A 21,097-nucleotide genomic window follows, 5' to 3' on the forward strand; every position below is an offset into this window, starting at 1 on the left:
ACTCTTCCTGCATACATCCGTGAGGTCTCGACTAGTGAGGGATGACACCATGACGAATTCCACGCTAGTGACAGCACTCAAGGCCGCTTGGATTGATCCTGAGACAATCAATCTAGCTCGGCTTTGGCAGACGATTGAACCCGTCTTAGGCAGTCTGGCTCTGCATGAGCAACTGGCGGTGGGTGGGGCGGTGATTGACCGACTGGCGACCCTGCACCAGGCCAAGGCTGAAGCCCTCTTTGAACAATGGCAAGCGGTCTATGACCCGGAAGATCCGACCCTGGCCCAAGACTGGCTGCGGGGTCTGGTGCGTTCCAGTCAACAACTCGATACGGAAAGCCTTGTGGCCTCACCCACTCGACAGCGCCCCCAGGCTGAGGCGGTTGACGATGATGGCTCAGTGGTGGCACCCGTGGACAAGGCCACGCTGCTGGCGATGGTAGATGATATGGAGCCCAAGCAGCAGGCGATTGAGGTAGCCCACGATGAAGCTGTGGGGGTTTGGGTTGAGCAGCTACGAGCGTGGTTTGTGGCTCACCCAGAGGCGATGGAGGTGCGGCAGATCCAAGCTCAGATGGGCTGGCCCTTGGTGCAGGTGTGGTTGGGGCTATTGCTGGGCGGATTTCGGCTAGCGCCTGGGGAGGGTGAGTTTTACGCGAGGCCGATTTGGGTTGAGAAAGGGTCGTCCATTCATTCAGCTACACCCCTCTTTTTCTTCCTGACCATTTTCCCAACACCTTGGCCCCAGAGGACGGGACTAGCCAGGGTAGGGAGGCGTTGGCTGGGAGTCTTTCTCGCCTAGGGCTCGCAACTATGGAGGGGAATCATCGGCTAGGAAGGTGGGGATCACTTGGGCGAGTTGCTTAAGGCGGATGGGCTTGCTGAGGTAGTGGTTGGCTCCAGCGGCGAGGCATCGCTCTTGGTCAGCGGGCATGGCGAGGGCGGTGATGGCGATAATGGGCACTGTCGCCAGGGCAGGGTGTTGACGAATCTGGCGGATTGCCTCTAGGCCGTCGAGGCGAGGCATTTGGATGTCCATCAAAATCAAATCGGGCTGAGCTGTTGTGGCTAGGTTGATGGCTTCTAACCCGTTTCTGGCGATGATGAGCCTGTAGCCCTTAGCTTCTAGGTAGGATCTGGTGGTGCTGATATTGGCTTCGTTGTCTTCGGCCAGCAAAATGAGGGGGGCGTTGGCTGGATCGACCGAGGGAGTGGCGTCGATGGAGGTTGTGAAATCGCCGAGGAAGGTATCGGCGTTGGCCATCGCGATAATCGGTAGTCGCACGGTGAAGCAACTGCCAATACCCACGTCGCTGGTGAGGGTGATCTCGCCACCATGGGCGTCCACAATGCGTTTCACGAGGGCAAGACCAAGGCCTGTCCCTTCGTATTGACGGTTAAGGGCCGTGTTGACCTGCACAAAGGGTTGAAACAGGCGTTGGGCGTCTTCGGGGCTAATGCCAATACCCGTATCGGTGATGGAGATAGACAAAAGCCCAAAGGTTTCATCAGGGTTGGCCTGGGGGTGAGCAACGTCGCGGATTTGCGCAGCGGAGTCTGGGGAAAGGGCCGTATAGCTGGCAGCGAGGGTAATGTGTCCACCTTCGGGGGTAAATTTGACGGCGTTGGTGAGCAGGTTAATCAACACTTGGTGCAGGCGGCGGTCGTCGCCATAGAGATCCGGGAGCCCTTCAGGAATGAGGGTGTTAATTTGCTGGCGTTTCTTGTGGGCTTGCTGTTTCACAAAGGTGATGCTGGCGCGGCATAACTGGCTGACCTTGATAGCACTGAAGTCTAGTTCAATCTGCCCCGCCTCAATTTTGGAGAGATCCAAAATGTCGTTAATCAGCGCTAGTAGGTGGCTACTGCTGCGGTAAATCGTGTCTAGGCTGCGCTCCTGGCGTTCGGTGAGGGGGCCAAAGACTTCCTCCTGTAGCCCTTCAGTCATGCCGAGGATGGCGTTGAGGGGGGTGCGCAGTTCGTGGCTCATGTTGGCCAGAAATTCGTCTTTGAGGCGGGTGGCACGTTCCAGTTCGGCGTTGGTGCGGCGCAATTCGGCCTCGGCGGCTTTGCGGTCGGTGATGTCTTCGACAACCCCTTCAACGGCCAGGAGGTTGCCCACCTCATCTAAAACGGAGTGTTGCACAGCGTGAATGGTACGAACTGCTCCATCCGGTCGGGTAAAGGACATCTCAAATTCCTGGGTGGGCACCTGCTTGGTGAGCAGTTTTTCAATTTCGGCCCGGGCCAAGTCTAGGGACTCTGGAAACCACTGGATGGTATCAGCCCAGGACTGGCCCAACACGGCCTCTGGCGGCACCCCAAAAACGGACTGCAACCCGCCGCTCACGTAGGTGAGAACGGTTCCGCTGTGGCTAAAGACGACGAATTTATCGCCGATGTCATCCACGAGGCGCTGAAACTTAGCCCGACTCTTCTGAATCTCCTGCTCGGCCAGTTTGCGGTGGGTAATGTCTTGGTGAATCCCCACCATCCGCAGGGGTTGGCCTTGGCCATCGCAGTACAGCTTGGCGATGGTCAAGATCCACCGTAGTTCGCCATCAGGGCGGCAGATGCGAAATTCGGCACTGAAGGGAATGCTGGCCCGCAAGTCGGCCTCTAGTTGCGCCTCCACCCAATGGAGGTCGCCGGGGTGGATGCGATTGCGCCAGTCTTGGTAGGTGATTGGTCGTCCTAGGTCTTGTAGGCCATAGTCTGCATAAATGCGCTCATCCCAGATCGGATCACCGACCAAATCCCATTCCCAAATGCCGTAGGCCCCAGCCTGTAGGGCCAAGGTGAGGCGGTTGGTTTGCTCTTTCAGGGCTAGCTCGGCCTGTTTACGGGCGGTAATATCTTGGTTAACGCCAATCATCTGCACGGGCTGGCCGTTTTCATCCTGCTGCACATGGGCCGAGGATTGAATCCACCGCAGTTCGCCATCGGGGCGATAAATGCGAAACTCTGTGCCTAGATAGGGTGCGCCATGGATCGCGGCTTGTAACAAAGCCTCCACCTCATCCACATCCTCAGGATGAACCAGGTCTCGCCAGGTTTGCCAATCGGTGACTTGGTTGCTCCCCGAAAGACCATAGATGCGGCAGAGGGAAGGATCCCAAAACAGGCTTTGGTCTAAATCCCACAGCCAAAAGCCAATTTGTCCCGCCAACAGGGCCAAGGACAGGCGGTCTGCCAAAAGTTGCAGTTTTGCCTCAGCCTCTTTTTTCTCGGTAATGTCGCGGGTAATGCCCACCATTCCTATGGGCCGACCTGCCGCATCTCGTTGCACCTGGGCAAAGGACTGAAGCCAACGCAATGCGCCATCGGGGCGCACAATCCGAAAGTCTATGTTGAGTGGCGACAGGCCAGCTATCGAGCGTTGAATGTCAGCCTCAAGCCGATCCCGATCATCGGGATAGATACAGGCCAGCCAATCTTCAGAGGTGGCGAATCGACCCAGGTTTTGCAACCCATAGAGTTCATAGATGCGATCATCCCAAACCCGATTTTCGCCCAAGTCCCACTCCCAAAGGCCAAAGGCTCCCGATTCTAGGGCGAGGCTGAGGCGGTCGGTTTGCTCTTGCAAGGCAATTGCGGTCTGTTTTCGTGCCGTAATGTCTTGGTTAATGCCCACTACCCGGATGGGGTTGCCTTGGGGATCGGTCTGCACTTCGGCCACCGCCTGAATCCAGCGCAATTCTCCGGTGGGGCGCAGAATGCGAAATTCGGTATCGTAGACGGCTGCACCCCGCAGAGCCGCCTGTAATAGCGCCTCTACCCGGTCACGGTCGTCGGGATGTAGGCTATTGCGCCAGGTCGGATAGATCGCCCGCTCCCTCAGATCTTGCAGACCGTAGAGCGCATACATCTGATCATCCCAGTTCACCTCATTAACGCAATCCCAATCCCAGGTGCCAATGGCCCCGGCTTGCAGCGCTAGGGATAGGCGTTCCGAAAGGTCTTTCACGGCGGCTTCGGCTTCGGCTCGTTGCATCGTTGTCCAAAGCCGTTCGGCGGTTTCGCGCACCAGGTCAACCTCTGCTGCGGTCCATTCACGCGCCACCGATTCGCTGGCAACCAGGGCACCCACCAAAACACCGTCTTCGAGCAGAGGGATAGCCAAAATTCTCATCAGTTGAGCCGCCCCTAGCCTAGCCTGGTCGGCCTCGGAGAGGATGGGGGTGGCTTGGGTATCGGCTATCACGACGGATTCGCCCCGACGCAGATAGGGCAAACTCCAGCCATAGTTAGCTACGGAACACTCGCCAAGGAGGGAAGCTGAATCGCCACGCAGATACTCGCGATAGACGTGGGACGTGCCCGCCACTTCATCGAAGGCCACATAAAAGACGCGATCAACGCCGAGATGGTCGCCCAGCAAATGGCAGGCTTCGGCTTGTATATGGATCGGATTGGTGAGAGATCGCAGCACATCCGACAGCCGCACCCGAAAAGCATCGATGGCCGCCGCTGCCTGCGAGGCTTCCAAAGCCATGCGTTCTTCGTGCACGTCGATGACGGAACCATATACCTTGATCACGTGGCCTTCTGCATTTTTGATCGGGGAAACATTCGAGACAAACCAACGGTACTCTCCATCATGGCGACGGATGCGGCGCTCTTCGCGCCGTGGTTCTCCCGTTTCAACGGCGTCTCGCTGAATCAGCACCGATGGGGCGCGATCCTCGGGATGAACAGCCTCTAACCAGCCTCGGCCCAAGGATTGCTCTAGGGTTTGTCCGGTGTAGTCGAGCCAGCGTTGGTTGCACCAGGTGTTGAAGCCATCGGGTTCGCTTTCCCAGAGGAAATCGGGAACGAGGTTGGCAATGGCCTCAAAACGGGCTTCGGAGGCTTGGAGATGGGCTTCCGTTCGTTTATAGCGGGTACTATCTGTTACCGAGCCTAAAAACTGCTGCACATGCCCCTGTTCATCACGGCGATGGACTTGCCCCCGCAGCAACAAATCCAGCCATCGACCATCGCGGTGGCGCACTCGATATTCAAAGGTTAGGCTTTCCCCTGGCTGGCTTTGGTCGAGCTGATCAACATAAGCCGCAAACCGATCATGATCGTCGGGATGTACCAGTCTAGGCACTAGATCTGGCCCCATGTCCAAAATTTCGGCGGCGGTGTAGTCCAATAAATTGGCGACCGATTCACTGACAAAACTCATGCTCCGACTGGGCACATCAAACAGATAAACCAGGAGTGTTGGATTAGTTTGGATGGCGCTTTCAATAAATTTTTTCTGATATTGGAGTGTTAATTCAGCCTGTTTTCGATCACTAATATCCGTCGAAATGCCACAAATAGCGTAGGGCTGTTCCTGCGAATCATACAATAAAAACTTGTTCGAGATAAACGTTCTCTGCGTATCGCCAACGCCCACCGTTTCCTCAAAGGGCTTAGCGGTGCCATGGGCTAACAAGGTTTCGTCATTGACTTGGATACGGTTCGCTGTTTCAAAGTCAAAAAACTCGTGATTAGTCTTGCCAATGATGGCTGATGATTCGCAACCAAAGAGTTCTAAGAAGGCTTTATTGACAAACGTATGTCGCCCCAACAAATCTTTGGTATAAACCACCGCAGGCAACTCATTCAGAATTGCCATCATCTTATCTTGGGTCTTTTTAAGCTGATCTTCGACCTGTTTTTGTTGGGTAATGTCTCGACAAATACAGACCAACATATTGTCATCTAACAGCGTTAGAGACAAAAATTGTGGGAATGTTGTGCCGTCTTTACGGGTAGCTACGGCTTCCCCTTGCCAGTATTTTTGCTGTTGTAAACTGGGAAAAACCGTTTGCTCGAAGTACACCAGCATCTCTGGAGAGTAAAGGATTTTCCAGCTTTGGCCAATCAGTTCTGAGGCCGTTTCATAGCCAAAGAACTGCCCATGGGCCGAGTTCAGATAAACATACTGCTCATCCTGAAGGATAGCAATGCCATCCACCGCCGCCTCAATCGCCCCTAACTGCTGCTGCAAAACCGCTTCAGTCCTTTGGCGGTGTTGCAGTTCGGTTTTGCGATCCGTAATATCCGTGAAATAACCCACCACTTCCTGGGGAACGCCCTGGGCATCCCGCAGCAGCACCATGTCATCACGAATCCAAACATAGTGCCCGTCGCGATGGCGCACGCGATAATCACGCTGGAGTTTGCCCTGGGTCAAGAGCTGAGGAATCACCTCCAAAACCTGGGCGGCATCATCAGGATGGACGTGCTGCACACAGAAATTCGGCTCGGCGGTAAATTCCGCTGGGCTATAGCCCAAAATGGTTTCAATGTTCCGGCTAATGTAGGTACAGGTATAGGGCGGATCCGCCTGATAGCTGTAGGTGGTGGCTGGACTGGCCTCAAGCAGCCGCTGAAGGCGATGATTCTGAGCTTCGCCCTGTGCCAAACACTCCCGTTGTTGTTCAACCCGTTGTTCAAGCTGCTGAGCCGTCTCGCGTGCAGTCGCGAATTGTTCCTTAAGATCTTGAATTTGGGCTTGGGCTGCGGCTAATTGCTCTAGCAGCCCCTGTTCTTGAGGCATACGGCTCTACTCATTAGGGATATATCGCTTTTCTGGGTTCAGGGGGATAAGGCAAGCGAAAGCCTATACCCAGTAAGGCTTTCAGCAAATTTGAGAACGATGATAATGTATTAGCCAATACAACTCCGACGAGGCTGGAAGATCGGCATATAACGAGCATATCTCAGGAAAGATGATAGTCAAACTAAAGATATCGCAGAGCAAACGCATCCAAAATCGGTCTCAACGAAAGAATTAGGCTGGAAGCCATCAAGGTAGCCCCAGGATCCTCAACAAGCTGGCTTTTCAGGCTCCTTATTGAGAAAAAACGCGAGTATACATTTACCGTGGGCCTGCATTCGCGGGTTAACTCTGCTTGGTAGGTCAAGGAAACCTTGCCTCTACGGAGATCTAGTGGGTTAGCCGTCGGAGGTATGGGGTTCGGATTTTCTCTGAATCTAATGGTGGGACGTGACCTGAGAGAGTTGAGCGCTGGACACAGATCAAAAAGGATGGCTTAGGCCCTCGTGTTGGACAAGCGGTTAATGCCGACAATTCTGACCGTAGAAGGGCTGGCCGTTCGTCTCCGAGAGCCAGCCATCGTAGACCTGCTTCATGTAGGGGAAAATGGTCTTGGCAAGGCGGCGGCGGTGTTCTTCAGCTTCGGTGAGAGGGGCTTGAAGCTGCTCGGCTAGGGTGGCAAGCACGGCATCACGATCGACCCCGGTAAAGCGCCCATTCTCAAGCACGACGTTGCCGTTAATCATCACCATATCAATGGCGGTGCTGCGGCCTCGGTGGAGTACGGCTTCGATCAGGGGAATGTCGGCATCGAGGTAGGGGTAGGCCAGTTTGCGCCAGTCCATCAGCACCAGGTCGGCGGCTTTGCCTGGGGCGAGGGTGCCGATGCTGTCGCCAAATCCGGTGGTTTTTGCGCCCTGTTCCGTCGCCATACGAAAGACCTGGGCTGCCTTGGGCACCAGGGCATCAAGGCCGGGAACCCGATGTAGCTTCAGCACCAGGCGCATTTCTTGCAGCATATCCCGGTCGTCATTGAGGCCTGCTTCGTCGAGACCGATGGCCACGGAAATGCCCTTTTGGGTAAAGGCGTTGAGGGGGGCAATGCCGCTCTGGAGGCGCAGGTTGGAACTGGCGTTGTGGCAAATGTGGGTTCCGGTGTCGGCTAGGATGTCGATATCGCCCTCGGTGAGCCAAACCCCGTGGCCCAGGGTGAGGTGTGGCCCCAACAGGCCGAGGTCTTGCAGGTGTTGGACGGCAGTTTTTCCGGTGCGGCGTTGGGCGTAGATTTTTTGGTAAATGGTTTCCACCAAATGCAGATGCACGGGCACCTGGTATTTTTGGGCGTAGTCTTGCTGAAGCTGTAGCGCCTGGTCGGAACACCAGTGCAAATTGGCTGGGGCCAATTGAATGTTAACGCGGCCACTGGGATGGTGTTGCCACCGCTGCCACAGATGGGCAAACAGGTTGAGATATTCCGGGAAGGGCACCCGCTGATCCTTGAGAAGGTCGTCTACGGCGGCGGCAAGATCGGCGGGTAGGCGCTGAAGAAAGACATCGTCGGCTTCGTAGACGAGGCGGTTTTGGTCGCGGGCGGCAAAGCTGTAGGAGACCCGCATCCCAATGTCTTGATAAGCCTGGATCACCTGTTCGGCCAGGGCGGGCCAGGTGGCGGCGGGGCCGTTGCGCCAGGTGTGGATGTGCTGCACGGTGGTAATGCCGGAGGCGATCATCTCAAAGGCGGAATAGAGCGTGTCCAGATAGGGATCCACCCGTCGCGCCCCCAGCCGCGTAGCAAACCAAAGTTCTAGGGGGTAATCTAGCGAACCCAACTGAAACGGGGTGAGGCCGACGTGGTGGTGGCCATTCACAAACCCCGGCAAGATGATGTGGTGGGGAGAACCGAGGATGTGATCGGGCTGATACTGCGTGATCAGGTCTTCATAGGGGCCGATGGCCAAAATCGTGCCGTCTTGCTGAACGACAGCTCCGTCCTCAATCACCTCCACCGTTTCGTTGTCTAAGGCTCGACAAATAACGGCTTTACCTCGAATTAAGCTGATTGACATGGTTGGTTTACCTGGCTATCCAACTTCGCTAAACAACCGTCCCCAGCCCTGAATCCGCGTTGGATCGACCCCCGCTATCCGTAGCGATTGCCACACCACCACGGCAATGGTATCGAAGATAGGGATGCCTAATTCCTGTTCCAGTTCTGCCACCAGGGGGGCGGCGGCTAGGTTGGTGCAAAAGGTGGTGATTACTTGAGGATTGGCGACCGTGACCTGACGCACCATGGCCCGCAGTTGGTCGGGGCTGACCTCTGCAAAGGAGAAATTATCCTGGAGACTGAGGTGGTGCTCGGCGACGCAGTCAAACCCTTCCTGGGCGTAGTTTTGGAGGATGCGCTCCTGCACCGCTGGCAGGTAGGGGGTGACGAGGCCAAAGCGGGTGAAGCCTCTCGCCCAAAATTGTTCGGTGAGGGCCAGGACTGAGGTGGTGGCCGGGATGCCCGTTTTGGCGGTGATCTGCCGACAGAGTTCTCGGTCGGTTTCCAACCCCAACCAGCCTGCCGAGGTGCCGTTCCAGGCGATCACATCCACCTTGGCATCGGCGAGGAGTTGGGCCGCTGCCAACAGAGGTTCTAAGTTAAATTGCCCCAAGGCGCGGTCACTGAGGGCAATTTCCGTGACTGAAAAGCGGCTGAAATGGGCCGATACCTCCGGCAAATCCGCCAACAGAGCCATCGTCACGGGTTCCAGCACCGTGTTGGAGGAGGGGGTTAACATTCCCAGCCGAATCCGTTTTGCCATGGCAGGTGTTGTGGAAGACATTGGCTACAATCATGATGGCCTACAACCGTATACAGTGTACATGATGCAAAAATGGCGAAGGGCTCTAGCGTGTTTCATGGGTCTGCCATGCCCTTTCGATAGCTGGCTGGGATCGGCCATAAAGTAGGGTGTTGCCGTCTAACGACGCAGCGGGAGATATTCCCCTTTTGCCCATCCCTCCTGAAACCCGATGAAACCGCTCTACCAATGGTCTGCCACCGAACTGCAACGCGCTCTAGCCAAGGGTGCGATTAGAGCCACCGACGTTGTAGAAAGTTGTTTTCAGCAAATTTGCCAGGACAATGATCGGCTGAAGGCGTTTATCACCCTCTGCTCAGAGCAAGCCTTGGCGGAGGCTCAGGCGGTGGATGCCGCCCGCGACCGAGGTGAACTCCTGGGGCCACTGGCGGGAATTCCCATCTCCGTGAAGGATCTCACCGCAACGGCAGGGGTGCGGACAACCCAGGGCTCTTTGATTTACCAGGATTGGATTCCGACGCAGGACGATCTTTGCGTGGCGCGGCTGAAGCAGGCCGGGGCGATTGTGATTGGCAAAACCAACACGCCGGAATTTGGCCTCGGAGCCCACGTCACCAACCCCCTCTATGGGCCAACGGCCACCCCCTACGACCCCAGCCGCACCTCTGGCGGATCCAGTGGCGGGGCAGCGGTTTCGGTGGCGATGGGCATGTGCCCCTTGGCCCACGGTACCGATATGGGCGGTTCGGTGCGAACTCCCGCAAGTTTTTGCGGCGTGGTGGGGCTACGGCCTGCCGTTGGGCGCATTCCACGGCGACGGATGCGGTGGGACGACCTGGATACCGATGGCGTGATGGCCCGCACCGTAGAAGATGCGGCCCTGATGCTGTCGGTGATGGCTGGATGGGACGCCCAAGACCCCATTTCCATTTCGGCCCCCTGGCCCTGCCCCATCTTGGATGAATCGGTGCGCGACCAGGTGCGGGGCAAGGTGAGGGTTGGCTTTAGCGCCGATCTAGGGATTACACCCATCGATGCCGAAGTGCGGTTGGTGTTTGAGGCGGCCATCGTCAAGATGACCCCGATCTGCCGCCAAGTGGATCCGGTCTATCCCGATTGCACCCTGGCTTCAGCGGCCTTTGAACCCCTGCGAGCGGGGCTACTTTCCCACAAACACCAACGCCACTACGACCAACATTTCGACCAGCTCACCCCCACCGTGCGGTGGAATGTGGCCCGTGGCCAAGGGCTCACCGCCGCCGAGCTTCTAACCGCCGCTGGCCACCGCGATCAGCTGTATCGCAACTTCCTCCGCTTCTTTGAAAGCCACGACATCCTGGCCACAGTCAGCGCCTGCGTGCCCCCCTTCCCCCATGACCAACCAGAGGTGCTGACGGTGGATGGCACCCCACTCAACACCATCCTGGACTACCTCAAAATTACCTACACCATCTCCCTCACGGGGCTTCCGGCTCTCTCCATCCCCTGCGGTTGGACAGAGACAGGCCTACCGATTGGGCTACAACTCGTTGGCCCGCCCCAGGGTGAAATGGCTCTGCTTCAGTTTGCCTATCTGCTGCAAGAAGACCTCCAGTTCCGTCACCGATGGCCTACCTAAATGCCGTTCGGGTTAAGCTTGATAGCCCTCGCCCCCGGAAGCCCTTTCCGATGGGAGAGGAGCATGAAGCTTGGTGATGCAGGATTGCTCGTTATGGCGACTGGCTAAGCAGCAACTGCACGAATCGTCTAGTCACACCCCACCGAAATTGAAGCCTAGCGGGGTGCTGTAAATCAGTCTATCTGCCTATCCGCTTTCACTCTTGCTGGAGTCCGAGCAGGTTTTGGAAGTTGAGCCTGCCGCCTAGATCGCGTCTTTTGTGTCACCTTGGCTGGAGGCTCAATCGCTTTGACGGGCTGGTAGGGAACGCCATGACGGACTGACTCTTTGGCCGCTCGCACCGCTTTGACGCTGGCGAGGGTCTGGTCATCGGCCCATCCTTCAGTTTCTCTAGACGACTGAATCGGCACGTAGATCGAGGGTTGCTCGACATTCCCTGCGACCGCATTGACGATGCCCTGTTTATTGGCAGTGAGGGTCAATTCAGGAGCCCGAAAGACGGTGCCGACGATGGGGATTTTCTGGTTTTGAGGGAAGGCTCCCAGGATGTTGTCGTTGGACATCAGGCAGGGCTGTCCAGCGAGGCTTTTGTCGGGATGGTCATGGGGAAACTGACCCACCCGTAGGACGATGTTCGCTCTGGTGCCCGGTGATTGAGTCTTGAAGTCGCCATGGCGCAATCCAATGGCTTGAATGCCCTCTCGGAGGTGCTGTTGACGCTCCACAGCGGCGAGCAGTTGCGGCACACAGACGTTGTAGGCCAAAGAGCCTGTGCCAGAACGACTTCGTGGAATCGACCACTTGTCATAGTCAGCGGGTCGGTTCACCTGTCCCTCAAAGCGCACGGAACGATGGTCGGGGTGTTGGTTTTCCAGGTAATGGATCACCGATTGGGGGGTGGATGGGGCCAGCACAAAGTCCATCATCGGAGCCTTGGCCTGTTGGTAGGCGGTGTAGGTGACGTTGTTTTGGTCGAGATAGCGTTTGACAGACTCGGTCTTGGCACCGAAGGGGGCGGTGACGACATCCACCTCACTCAGGCCCGGTTGTTTGTGCAGTTGAAGGGGTTTAGGGCCAAAGGTAATCGGCTGTCGTTGGCTCCACTCATCAATCTCGCCACCGGGTTCGAGGGGCCGCTTATCGTGGTGGGTCTCCGAGGTATGGCAGACTTTCCAGAGGGCGAGGTGAAACAGGTCTTTGACCTCCTCAATGCCTTCAGCATCTAGACCCTCAATTCCCAGTCCTTGAGCCACAAACTCGTCACACTGCTGGTAGAACGCCCCAATCCGCTTAGCCGATTCTTGGGCGGTGAGATGTTCTTTAAGATTGCGGGACACAAGGGCGTTGAACTGCTCTTTGTAGGCCAGGGCCGATTCTTCAATGATGGGATACAGGGGATGGGCCATCGCCGCCTGCCGTTCTTCGTCGCTGTGTAGGACGGCTTGAAAGTAGCGTCGTTCCTTCTGGCCCACGGGCAGCGCTTCCCAGGCTTGGTTGGTGATGCGCGGCAGCACTTCAACGGCAGACCCAGAGCCCGTATCGGGCAATAGGACGTGCTTATACAGGTCGGGGTCTTTTTTGTGGTCAAAGAACGGTACCGGGTGGGCTTCCGTCCAGTCCTGAGCATCAGCAATCAGGGTCTCGCCACCAATTTCTTCGATGTCTTCCAGCCGTTCGGCACTTTTGCCGTAGTCCACTTCAACCTGGAGTGCGCCCATCAAGCGCTCCAAGAGGTCATGCTTTTCGGTGTGGAACGCCTTCATAGATTCGTGGGTGAGTCGGTCTTGCTCATTCGGTTGGGCGGACTGAACCCGACCAATTAAGTTAGCCACCAGACCCACTTTGTTCTGCTCTCCGCCCAGGGCACCTTCAAGGACAGAGCCACGGAGGATTGGGGCCATCTGTTTAAGCGAGTCACGGTCGTCGGTGTAAACGCTCAAGTCGGTGGTGACGTAGGGCTGTTTGGGCCGTTGCTGGATGCCCTTGAAGTCCCCTGGTTCCCCAGCCCATTTGACTTCTTGGGCAATGTGGGGCAGGTCTTGGGCCAAATCCCACTGCATCTGGTCGCCATCAAAGTCGCCCTGGTGGTACTCAGCGGCATCGGTGGCGTTCATCCAGATGCAGCCTGTGTAGCGTTGCAGACGCTCGACGGTGGCGTTGTTGACGTACTTGCGGATGTTGTCTCGGCTGGGGATGGGCGAGCGGGTGACGATGATCACTTCGCCATTGGGCAATCCCGGAAGGCAGACCTCACCACGGGCCAACTCCCGCGACGGCACGGCTCTAGAGGACTGATGTTTGTGACCCCCATTGATGGCCAGTTCTTTCCAGGCCCGCTGGAGGCGAGACCGTTGGTAGTCTTGGACTTTAGGCGTGGCGTTGAGGATACCGAGCTTATCCTGGCGCAGCAGTTGGATCATCACCGGATCTTCTCGCTCAGAACCTTGACCTTCATCGAGATCTGGGTCAGCGTAGGTGTCGCTGCCCTCATCACGACTGTCGAGCATGTGTTGGCTTTGGTGGTACAGCTGAATGACATGGCGCTTGAGCATCACCGGGTCGCTTTGGATGACCCTAAGTCGTTCAGCAGCAGCTTGCGTGACGGGGCCAAAGTCTCGCTCAATCGCTTCGGCACTAAAGCTGGTCGTGAACTGCCAACTGTTGCGGTACTGCCGATGGCGGGCATTCTCCCGATTGCCCATCACCACTTGGGGCAGGTCATAGTCGCCTCGCGGCACAAATGTATCTAGGACGCTTTTGTGAATGCCCTTGATGGAGGTCTGGTCGAGGATGATTTGGTTAGGCTCAGGGGCCAAGACATCATCCACCGCCAGCACCCCTTTGCTGAGAAAGCTGGGCAAGAAAGGCTGGTCGGGGTCAGCCCAGGTTTCGTTCCACATCAAGCGAAACTGAAAGGGTCGGTCTTTGGGGGCACCGAGCTTCTCGGCTAGTGCTGAGTTACAGAAGCCAAAACAGTCATCGGTGTTGAATTTCTGGTCTTCAGCCACCTTGTAGCTCACCACCTTGAGCTTGATGGCGCTGACATCATCGGGACTCACCGGATTCTGTGGCCCAAGGGTTTCAAGTCCTTCATAGCAGTTGGAGGTGAACAGTGACCCATAGCGAACGGCGGCATCGGGCTCGGAGCGAAAGAACGTCGCCAACTCCTGCTTCAACTCAGGACTGCCGAAGTAGTGGGTTTTGCCGGAACTAAACAGGTGGGTGCGGGTGTCGTTACCTTGGGTGATGTCGGCGAGTAGGTGCGGGCCTTTGTGGTCATCGTTGGCCTGGGGGTCGATTTTGACCACCATCAAGGACTTGAGTAGCTGGGTCGGAAACAGGGCGGAGATGGGCGCATTCTCGACGGTTTGGTAGTCGCAGGTTCCCCCTTCTATCGCACCCGCACCGGGTTCACTCCGTTTAAGTCGGCGCTGTTCACCGGACGCCGGAACCGAAAGGACAACGGGAATGCGTAGGGTGCGTCCGTCGGCGGAAAGCTTCGTTTTGTACATGGGTTTTGCAGGAAGGGCTGGGGCAACAATCCAGGGGCGAGCCGCTAGGGTCTGAACGCTATGTCCGTTCTAGCGGCTGGCGATTTGAAGCAACGTCTGTCTGAGGTCTGAACTTAGGACGGTGCGTAGCGGGACAAGGCTGCGGCGATACTGGCCTTGGTGGTGTACTGAGAGACCATGGTTCCAGTCTGCTGGTCGAAGTGGGTAGCGAATGTAGTGAGGGTGTTGTTCAACAAATCGACCACGTACCGACCCATGAGCGTCGCCACTTGAGGGTTCACCAGCAGGCTTTGGGCATTCGCTAGAGCGAGTTCGGCACAGGACAATCCCGATGAATCTGGGCCTTGCTCCTCTGGCCGGGGCACCAGCAGGTCAGGCGCTTGGACGCTGGGCATGGGCAAGGCACGACAGACCGTGTCTATCACATAATCCTTGGAGTCAGTGGAGCGACAGTTCCCGACCAACACCTGGCCGTGGTGCTGACTGTTGCCGCCATCAATCCACCAGGGCGAGGCAAGGCGGTGGTACCGAGGAGCCTCGATGGCCTCAGCGATGCTCTGTCGAGCGGCGGCATTATCGACACAGCCACAGAGGATTTGCAGGGTCTCGTATCGACTCTCTAGGAGCATGGACGGTCTAAAGGGTTCGGCAATGGCGTCGATGGCCACTCCGAAGGCGGCACTGTAGCGGAGGGCCAAGGTCTGAGCTTTGTTGAGGCCAATCTCGGCTTCGCAGAAGCATTGCCGGGTGACGTTCTTGGCTTCAACCCGGTCTGGGTCAACCAGGACGAGTTGGGTGGTTCGGCCCTGGGCGGTGAGGGCTAGGGCGACTCGGCACAAGAGCTGCACCAGAAATGACCCCGTGCCGCCACAACCAATGATCCAGAGTTCAAGGGTTTGGGTGGGGGCCAGCACGACGGGTTTGGCATGGATGGCCTCAAAGTTAGGTGATAGGGACATGATTCGGTTCTTTGGCTCGGTAGTAGGGCAACGTTGGGGGCGCGATGTCGATGAGGCGGCATCCCGACTCGAACGGCGCAAAGACCGCAGCAACCGGAATGATCCAGAAATGCCCAAACAGACCGACCCGCAGCAGCAGTTCAGGTTTAGCCTGGTGCAGTTTGCCCAGGACGCCATAGATGCGAAAGCCGCCCGTTTCATCGGCGTCGTCGATAGAGGAGAAGTAAGCCGGACTACGACCATGGCTATGGATTTCAATCACAGCGCGATGGGCCGAAGAGTCATAACCTGTCTCGGTCGGTTGGCAGTGGGTGGCGCTCTGGGTTTGCTCTGGAATGGCCAGTTCCCAGTCCCCCGCTGGCGTCTGCGTCCAGTGGAACAGGGTTTCGTTGGGTAGGTTCGCCTTAGCCATGCCCACAACCCGTTCCAGCCAAGCCGCATTGAGCTTGGTCAGGGTGACAAAAGGCTGGAGAACGCCGAGTCCCAACACCGGATCTTCATGGCGCGAGACGGGCAGCAGGGCATCGAGTTCAGGTCGGTGGCCTCGCACAAAGACGCCGTTTTGGGCCACCCAATAGGTTAGGGCGGCGGTCGGGGGGGACTGGAGTTGGCTGGGGTCAGTGTAGAACTGGTGCTGGATGAGAGGGTTCATAGGTCGAGAGCTTGGGTTAAACAACGGTCAATCGTGTTGTCGTAGGAACGCAAAGGCTGAAGGTCGCTGACTGGATAGGTTCTGCGTCCGGCGACGGCTTTGAGTTGGCGGATGACGTTTTTGGGATACTGGCCAGACTTGCCGTAGACTTCATGGCCCGAAAACGGACTGGTGATGAAGGTGTGCCATGCCTGGGGCAGACTCTGGGCCGTAGCGATAGGGGGTACGTTGGCACCCCAGCAAATCTTGCCGTTGTGGCCATAGACGTTGGGTAAGGGGGGCTTCAGCGCTTGGGATTTCGGGTCAAACGGGGGGTTGGACACCGCCCACAGCCAGTAGTCTTGATTTCGGCCTACCCAAACCAGCGCAGGTAGGGGCACAGTCAGCGTCAGGTCGGTTCCGTCTGGGCCTGCCCCTGCTATCGTCAGGCAGTGCTTTTGTCGAGGGATCCACAGCACGGCCCAGTCTCCGGCACTAGTGCTTCCGGTGCGAAGGATACGGTCAGGCATCCAACCGCTATCGAGGGTGTCGAGATGGAAGGCACGGGCCAAGGTCTGCGGACTCAGGTACTTGTAGCCCAACCGAAGCGGGCCACGGCTGACCCGGTATTGGTACAGGTAATGGTCACGGTGGAGGAGAATGGCCCCGTCAAGCTGCTCCCAGTTCAGGGTTCCATCTGGCCCGATGGCAGGCGTTTGGCTGAGGATGGCGGCATGGAGATCATGGTGTTGCTCAGGCGTTAGGTCAAACATGAGTTCCAGATATCGAGGATGTGGTCAAGGCGGGTTGGAGGGTCGGCTTGAATCCACTCGTTCAGATCACTCACCTTTTGGTGATACCCTTCGACTCGATTACCATGCTGCTGGGCGATGGCGAACGCTTCTCGGTTCCAGGGCATGTGATAGGACGACCCCGACGGAAAGCGTTCCGGGTCGGATTCCGCGTCGAGCCAGTAGTTACCCGTTGCTTTGTCAATCAGATTGACGGCCATCGGCACAAACCGGACGGGCATAGGCTCTCGGTTAAAGCGACGCCGGATCGCATTTCGTTGGGCGGGTGGCGTGGCAATGGGGCCGTCCAAAGCTCGCTGCATCACAGGCCAGAGATCCTGTGCTTGGAGCAGGTCTTCTACGTCCTCTAGGCTCTGAGACAGGATGAACTGACCGGGTTCGCTCAGGGCCGCTAGCACGAGAAACCAGGGTTCCAGGTGCTCCAGCACACCGTCAGCGTGGAGATTGATGCCCAAATCCAGGAGCGGCAGACCGTCCCTGAACACGCCTTGTTCGTTCAAGTCGCCGACCTCCCCCGCCTCGTTCCACGGCACGGCGGGCAGTAAGGTGTCGAGGTGGGTCAAAAACCCCACTTCCAGCAGGCTGTGGCTGAGGTCTTCACCTTCAAGCGCAGGGCGATAACGGTCACGGTGCGGATGTTGGCGAAACGCCTCCGGTAATGTCCACTGGTACAGATCCAGCAGGGCATAGTGGTAGTGCTGGCGGCGCAGATAGTCTCTGGCGTCACCCACGTTCAGGCAGGGTTTAGCCTGGGTCAACGCCTGGAGGCGAAACTTAGCCTCATCGAGGTCGGCAATCATGGCTAAAATCCCCTCACGACAACGGACTGGGGCTTGGCTTTGGCCAAGGCTTCTAGCGTCGCCTTTCGGGCCTTGGCCTGGTGGTCACTTTCCGCTAGAGCCTGCTCAATGCGTTGGGTGATGCGGTCGGCATTTTCAGCATCAAGGCCCACTCGAAACGCATGGTTCTGGAGGGCATTACACACCGCCACCGCTGGGTCGATATGGGGCAGAGCGGCCTGAAGCAGGTCAAGGACGGGCAGCGAATGGCCCTTCGTGCCTTTGCGGGCCATCAGTTCGACCTGGGTGCCGTTTCGTTTAATCTCAGCATTGGCCAGGGCAGGGTTGACCGTACTGAACAGGGTCAGAAGTTTGTGGTCATCGCTGGCAATTTCATCGGGAATCTGATGTTGTTGGCCTTCAAGAATGACAAGGTACATGGCTAAAACAGCGTGATTTGGGTACTGGAGACGGTGGGCGTGGGGTGGGTGGTGGTGGTCTGGGGTCGAGGGGCAACGGGTTGGCGCTGCTGCTTTTTGCGGCGCTGTTGCCACTGCATCTGGCGGATGGCCAGGGATTGCTCTAGTTCCGTAAGCAGGGCTTGAAGCTGAGGCAGCAGATTTTCTAAGGGCTCTTCTGAAACCAGGCGAGCAATGGGAGCATCGTCATAGGTGGTGACGGAAAGCATCACGGGCCGGGGTTGGCCGGGTTGCTCTGGGGCAAACCAGTGGAGGGTGAGCTGCATGGGCACCTCGCCCCACGCGTAGCGTCGGTCTGAGGTGTCTTGGATTGAGTCTTGAGTCATGGCATTGGGGCAACACAACAGGGGTGCCAGCCCTAGGGGACGAGCACCCTGAATTTACAGAACGAACGGACTAAACCTGGGCCTGATCCGTCATCCGTCCTAGGCTGGTGGGGGCTGCTTCATAGACCACTTTGCGCTTGCGCACCAGGTCAGCCCCAGGCACCGCTTCGCCCCCTTGAATGGCCGATTTGATGGCGGACTTGTCAGGCGTATAGGTCGTTTTGGCCTTGAGGTACGGCTCTGGAATCATGGCCTCATCCAAGACAATGCAACTGGGCGGATTGTGCTTCACCCGAATGCGGTAGGTTTGACCCACCGCTTCATCGGCCATCAGACCTTGCTCATGCAGGTCAAGCACGCCTTGGTCTAGACTGTTGGCCCACCGCTTCAGACGTTGAATGTCCGCTTCATGCACCGCTGCTAGGGCATCTAGGCGAGCTTGGGCTGCGGCAATCTCCGCATCAATGTGCTGGCGTAGGGCGACATGGATATCAACCGCATCTTCCTGGTGTCCTTGGGCCTGTTGGAGGGCGGGCAGCAGGTCAGTGGGGTCAGCCATCCCGGACTCTAGCTGCATCCAAAGTCGAGCGGCTTTCCGACTCGACAAGGATAGGGAGCGTTGCACCACCGACTCAGGGATGGCGCGAGTCCGGTTGGGTTTGGCTGGAGTGGGTTTTGGGCTGGGTTTGGGTTGGCTGGGTTTGGGCGTTGGCATGGGGGTTCCTTTCCGAGGGATCAAGGTCAAGGGGGTCGCCTCACCCCAGCGATAGCGGGCATCGTCAGAACAAGGTTGGCTGGGTATAGGGGGCGTGGAACTTGGCCCACATCGCCTCCCAGCCCGGTCGGTGCTTTTCCTTGGCCAGGGCCGGAGCCATGGTCAGCAGGTCTTCGATGCGATAATCCTCGGTGTGGCGCTGCTCAATCCAGGCTCTCAAGAAGCCGTCCGGTTCCCTTGAAAGTTCACCGCCTAGCCGCTTGGCTTGCTCCCACAGCTCAGTCTCGATGTGAGCGTGGCCCTCGACCGCTAGCAGTTCCACCTTGCGCCAGGGGATGCCGCTGCCGACGATCCGCTGAACTCGGTAGATAGCCCAGGGCAAGGCTTCAAGGTGAGCCTGGAGGTGGTCTAGAGCCGCTTGATTGCCGTCATCTTTGAGCATCTGGAACAGGCTGCGGCCCTGGGGATAGAGGGTCTGTTTGGGGTTCAGCCGTCGAGCGAGATGTTCAATCAACAGCGCAAATCCCGCCTCCTCTGGGCATTGGCGATGCTTAAACAGCACCTCTTCCTTGGGGCCAGCGATGCCTGAGAAGGGGCAATAGACACAGGCTGAACGCCACCAGGGTTCGATGCCCTTCGCCACAACGTTTTGGGCATAGGCTTCGGTTCCGGTTCGGTCGAGCTTGAACTGGTCAATCAGGGGATAGAAGTTGGTGCGCTTGACCCAAGACGGCTTGGCTTGGCTGGCCCGTTTGGCGTCAGCCAAGTCGCCTCGCTCCCGTCGTCGCTCTTCACCGACCGTGAACCCGATGGCGACAAAGATTTCAGGCACAGGGCCATGCTCTGAGCCTAGCCACTGCTCGCAGGCATTGGTTTTGAACTTGGCGCTGCACCGACGACGGTTCTGCACGAACTGCGGCACGATGCCGCCCTCGATCAGGTCTTGGGCTAGGCCATAGCCGGGAGGGTGGTCAAGCCACTGGCTAGCGGGGTCTGCCTTAAAGTGGTTTTGGCAAAGTTGGCCCTTGCCACTAAACTGCGGCACCCCCCCGACCTGCATCAGTTCTTGGCTGAGGCCATAGCCCAGCGCATGATCCATCACCCATTGGTCTTGGCCCTGGTGTTTGAATTTGGGGGAGCATTGTCGCCTCGATTCTCCAAACTGAGGTACGGTAGCCCCTCGGAGCAGTTCATCGGCCAAGCCAAACCCACCGGAACTAGGCGGCTGCACCGTCACCCCTGGAAAGCGTTGAGCCAGGGCTTCAGCACTGATGAAATCGAGTACCCGTGGGTCGAGGGGTGGCAGGGCATGGGTGAGGTCAGTTTGTCGTCCTCGTATCCAGCACCGCTGGGGCTGTCGCGTGTCATCGAGGGTGAGGTAGCCGTCGAGGGTGGAGGGACCTGCCCGCATAATCTGTACGGTGCGAATCCCCTTCTCAGCCAAGACGGGGTACAGATAGGTCTCGTTGAGGTAGGCGGTATGCGCCCACTCCCCCAGGGTTTGGCTGGTCAGGACAATCAGTTGGTTGAGGTCAAAGGGGTCGCCATTGGGCAGTCGTCGGGTGTCGGGTTGGGTAGCCCAGAGGTGGGCAAGGGTCGTGCTGTCACACCCAAGACCGTGCATCAGAACGACCCCAGGTTGAGCGAGGGTCATGGTTCAGCCTTTGAGGGGGGCGATTTCGTTCAGGGTTTGAATGACGTTGGCGTAGGACATCGCATCGGCCTCGATGTGATTGAGGTGCGACACGATGGAGCCGGGTTCTACGTGGCCGTAGAGGGCCGCGCCTATGGTGGCTCGCAGGTAGGTCAGGGTGTCGTGGCTGTCGCCAATCAGGCCCGTCACTTCCGGGATGGCGATATACACCCGCTGCTGAAACAGGGTGAAGTGGAGGTACCACTTGCGGTCTGGGTCGGTCAT

15 protein-coding genes are annotated in these 21,097 nt (G+C 57.6%); 2 read left to right on the plus strand and 13 right to left on the minus strand.

The genetic code is table 11. The features are described from left to right. The first annotated feature begins 49 nt into the window (after positions 1 to 49). Positions 50 to 802 (plus strand): hypothetical protein, encoded by a 753-nt coding sequence (locus tag GFS31_RS19455; protein ID WP_198808332.1) that lies wholly within the window; start codon positions 50 to 52, stop codon positions 800 to 802. Positions 803 to 811: 9 nt separating this feature from the next. Here the strand turns inward: GFS31_RS19455 and GFS31_RS19460 are convergent, their stop codons facing one another. From GFS31_RS19460 to GFS31_RS19470, 3 genes are all read right to left on the minus strand, one after another. Beyond that, entirely contained in the window at positions 812 to 6,538 is a 5,727-nt protein-coding gene (locus GFS31_RS19460; protein WP_198808333.1) for a PAS domain-containing protein, read from the minus strand. Positions 6,539 to 7,059: 521 nt separating this feature from the next. Then, entirely contained in the window at positions 7,060 to 8,604 is a 1,545-nt protein-coding gene (locus GFS31_RS19465; protein ID WP_198808334.1) for an amidohydrolase family protein, read from the minus strand. Between the two features lie 15 nt (positions 8,605 to 8,619). After that, on the minus strand, positions 8,620 to 9,348 hold the full coding sequence (locus GFS31_RS19470) for an aspartate/glutamate racemase family protein (protein WP_198808335.1): 729 nt from the start codon (positions 9,346 to 9,348) through the stop codon (positions 8,620 to 8,622). A 211-nt stretch (positions 9,349 to 9,559) separates the two neighbouring features. Here GFS31_RS19470 and GFS31_RS19475 point away from each other — a divergent pair, with 211 nt between their 5' ends. Continuing rightward, on the plus strand, positions 9,560 to 10,966 hold the full coding sequence (locus GFS31_RS19475; RefSeq protein ID WP_198808336.1) for an amidase: 1,407 nt from the start codon (positions 9,560 to 9,562) through the stop codon (positions 10,964 to 10,966). A 173-nt stretch (positions 10,967 to 11,139) separates the two neighbouring features. Here GFS31_RS19475 and GFS31_RS19480 read toward each other — a convergent pair whose 3' ends face one another. The 10 genes from GFS31_RS19480 to GFS31_RS19525 all read right to left on the minus strand — a co-directional run bounded on the left by GFS31_RS19480 (position 11,140) and on the right by GFS31_RS19525 (position 21,097). Next, positions 11,140 to 14,478: a hypothetical protein gene (locus GFS31_RS19480; protein WP_198808337.1), complete on the minus strand. Its 3,339-nt coding sequence runs from the start codon at positions 14,476 to 14,478 to the stop codon at positions 11,140 to 11,142. Positions 14,479 to 14,591: 113 nt separating this feature from the next. Beyond that, complete coding sequence (locus GFS31_RS19485) at positions 14,592 to 15,437, minus strand: ThiF family adenylyltransferase (protein WP_198808338.1); 846 nt, start codon at positions 15,435 to 15,437, stop codon at positions 14,592 to 14,594. Then, positions 15,421 to 16,089, minus strand: coding sequence for a Mov34/MPN/PAD-1 family protein (locus GFS31_RS19490; RefSeq protein ID WP_198808339.1), 669 nt, complete (start codon positions 16,087 to 16,089; stop codon positions 15,421 to 15,423). Before GFS31_RS19490 ends, GFS31_RS19485 begins: the two co-directional genes overlap by 17 nt. Beyond that, positions 16,086 to 16,841, minus strand: a complete 756-nt coding sequence (locus GFS31_RS19495; RefSeq protein WP_198808340.1) for a hypothetical protein — start codon at positions 16,839 to 16,841, stop codon at positions 16,086 to 16,088. The genes GFS31_RS19490 and GFS31_RS19495 overlap by 4 nt, the downstream gene beginning before the upstream one ends. Then, the gene (locus tag GFS31_RS19500; RefSeq protein WP_198808341.1) at positions 16,829 to 17,680 is read right to left on the minus strand and encodes a hypothetical protein; all 852 of its coding nucleotides are present in this window, start codon (positions 17,678 to 17,680) and stop codon (positions 16,829 to 16,831) included. The genes GFS31_RS19495 and GFS31_RS19500 overlap by 13 nt, the downstream gene beginning before the upstream one ends. A gap of 2 nt (positions 17,681 to 17,682) precedes the next feature. Continuing rightward, entirely contained in the window at positions 17,683 to 18,099 is a 417-nt protein-coding gene (locus tag GFS31_RS19505) for a hypothetical protein (protein WP_198808342.1), read from the minus strand. 2 nt (positions 18,100 to 18,101) lie between these two features. Further along, positions 18,102 to 18,464: a hypothetical protein gene (locus tag GFS31_RS19510; RefSeq protein WP_198808343.1), complete on the minus strand. Its 363-nt coding sequence runs from the start codon at positions 18,462 to 18,464 to the stop codon at positions 18,102 to 18,104. A 70-nt stretch (positions 18,465 to 18,534) separates the two neighbouring features. Then, positions 18,535 to 19,179 carry a siphovirus Gp157 family protein gene (locus tag GFS31_RS19515; protein WP_198808344.1) on the minus strand — a complete coding sequence of 215 codons (645 nt, stop codon included), beginning with the start codon at positions 19,177 to 19,179 and terminating at the stop codon, positions 18,535 to 18,537. Positions 19,180 to 19,243: 64 nt separating this feature from the next. Continuing rightward, positions 19,244 to 20,833, minus strand: coding sequence for a hypothetical protein (locus GFS31_RS19520; protein ID WP_198808345.1), 1,590 nt, complete (start codon positions 20,831 to 20,833; stop codon positions 19,244 to 19,246). A gap of 3 nt (positions 20,834 to 20,836) precedes the next feature. Next, entirely contained in the window at positions 20,837 to 21,097 is a 261-nt protein-coding gene (locus GFS31_RS19525; protein ID WP_198808346.1) for a hypothetical protein, read from the minus strand.

The sequence above is a fragment of the Leptolyngbya sp. BL0902 genome, from assembly GCF_016403105.1.
Lineage (GTDB): Bacteria > Cyanobacteriota > Cyanobacteriia > Phormidesmidales > Phormidesmidaceae > Nodosilinea.